Source organism: Sulfurimonas sp. (genome assembly GCF_016744025.1).
GTDB lineage: Bacteria > Campylobacterota > Campylobacteria > Campylobacterales > Sulfurimonadaceae > Sulfurimonas.
On the sequence record NZ_JADGFC010000226.1, the window covers coordinates 1 to 2,271 of the forward strand.

The window sequence follows — 2,271 nt, forward strand, 5'->3', positions numbered from 1 at the left end:
TAGAGCTTTTTTATAATCCATTATAGAAATACCTTGGTTTCTTACCAATATACAGAAGTTTGCAAGGGTTTTCAAACCCCCATATTTTTAATTAAGTCAAAAAATATGTAAAGTTGAGGATAAACCTTTCACTTTTTCGTATTATTAGAGCTTTAACTTAGATGTAATTAGAATGATTGTACAATTCACAAAAGTTTATAGGACTACAAATATGCAAACATTCGGCAAATTCGCAACCAACTTCGACCATAATTACGTAACAAAACATTACATCTACATCAATGAAAAAGATGAAGACAGAGAAGATATTAAAATAGATCTTAATGACTTTAAAAATATGCTTAAAAAAAAGAGTAAAACTGTTGCTGGGACTATCTTTTTATACAACCCAACAATAAGCCCTCTTGGATTTAATAATGACTCTTCACTTACAGATCAAGAATTTGAATTTAATGATGAGTTTCATGAGCTAAACTTTAACGATATGATGAATCTTTTTTCAAAATCTGTTAGAGATGGATACAGAGGTAAACTTGTTGAAATCAAATATCTTTTTGGACTAAACAAAGCTAATATTGAGCCAACTCCTATATTAGAAGAGTTAGATGCTGATCTAGATAAATACAACACAAACCAATTAACTCGTTATGATAAGCAATTAAATTATCAAGACTACATAAATATGAGTCTTAACGGAAAGTTCGTCTATTTTGGAAGTGGTCATAAATATGATAGACATCATAAAGAGATAATTACTTATGCTAGGAACATTGCTGCACAAGCTATTAAACTAGGAAAAGACATCTACTTCACACATGATAATAACTATGATGCTGATGAGTGTGCTGATGTTGCATACTTCCTTTCTCCATTAGCAGTTGGAAAGATAAAAGAAAAACGCATAAGCGCTTTTAAAAATGCTTTTAGAACAAACCCACCAACTATTCAAAAATTAGGTTAATTAAATTTATAAAGGGGATTTATGTCACTGTTTTTTATATTATTACTTAAGATATTCCCCCTTTATATAAATATACTTCTCGGATATATCTCAACAAAGTTTTTAAAAGTAACTAGAGAAGCTATTGCAAACTTACTTATTTACATTTTAGGTCCCATAGTCGTTTTTTCTGCAACTATTAGTGTAAAGATAGATTTAGCAGTTTTAATGTTACCAGTTTTTTTCTATCTGTTTTGTTCGATAATAGCATTTACTTTACTATATTTTTATAAAAATAGTTGGAACGACGCAACAGGAAATATTTTAGCTTTTAGTGGAGCAACTGGTAATACTGGCTATTTTGGTATACCACTTGCAGTTATATTTTTTCCTCCTTATTTAGCTGATATTTATATCTTTACAGTTTTGGCTTCTCTTTTATACGAGAGTACTACGGGGTTTTATGTAACGGCTAAAGGAAACTTTACTGTAAAACAGTCTCTGCAAAAAATCATGAAACTCCCTCTTCTTTATGCCTTTGTCGTAGGCTTATTATTCAACCTTTTAGGAATCAGTATTCCTGATGATTTGAGTTCTTATACTGCTCAGTTTAAAGGAGCGTATGGAATACTTGGAATGATGCTAATGGGTATGGGGCTTGTTGGATTAAAACTAAAAAAAGGCAGTGATTTAGATTATAAGTTTATATCTATACTGTTTATTTTAAAGTTTGTATTTTGGCCTATTGCTATTTTGACATTCATTTATATAGATAAAACCTACTTTATGTTTTTAAATGAAGACCTATACAAGGTGATGTTCTTATTTGGGATAGTTCCACTTGCAGGAAATACTGTAACACTAGCAGTACTTCTAGATGCAAAACCAGAAAAAGCAAGTTTTACAGTTCTTCTTAGTACATTAGTCTCTGTTATTTACATTCCTATAGTTTTATCTCTATACGGTGGATTCTAATATTTAATTTATCTTGATATTAGTTTTAAAAAAGTAGATAAAGCTTATCCAAATAATAGTTGATTTATAATTTAGTTTTGGGAGTGTGTATCATCAAAAATAAAATTATTTTTTTATCATTAATGGCTTTTTTAATCAGTATCACAGCGAGCTATTATATAAATAGCATGTTTAGACAGACATTGATTGAAGTAGAACAAAGAAAGCTTAAAGCTACCGCTAATGCCTCAGCTTCTCATATACAAAGTTATTTCAATTCATTAGAGAATGCTGTAAAAACAATTGGAAGAAGTCACACAGCATTAATGGCTCTTGAGAGTTTCGAGAAAACTTTTTATAAAATAGAAAAAGAAACT

3 protein-coding genes are annotated in these 2,271 nt (G+C 29.6%); all 3 read left to right on the top strand.

The genetic code is table 11. The annotated features are described in order from the left end of the window. Positions 1-211: 211 nt before the first annotated feature. Positions 212-961, top strand: a complete 750-nt coding sequence (locus tag QZZ48_RS15490; protein WP_294967156.1) for a hypothetical protein — start codon at positions 212-214, stop codon at positions 959-961. Positions 962-982: 21 nt separating this feature from the next. Then, the gene (locus QZZ48_RS15495) at positions 983-1,915 is read left to right on the top strand and encodes a transporter (protein WP_294967157.1); all 933 of its coding nucleotides are present in this window, start codon (positions 983-985) and stop codon (positions 1,913-1,915) included. A 167-nt stretch (positions 1,916-2,082) separates the two neighbouring features. Next, positions 2,083-2,271 (top strand): hypothetical protein (locus tag QZZ48_RS15500; protein WP_294967158.1); only part of this gene is annotated, 189 nt, incomplete at its 3' end.

What these genes read in the sequence shown, in the direction of transcription:
- QZZ48_RS15490 (WP_294967156.1), top strand. Translation starts at nt 212, where the DNA reads ATGCAAACATTCGGCAAATTCGCAACCAACTTCGACCATAATTACGTA.
- QZZ48_RS15495 (WP_294967157.1), top strand. Translation starts at nt 983, where the DNA reads ATGTCACTGTTTTTTATATTATTACTTAAGATATTCCCCCTTTATATA.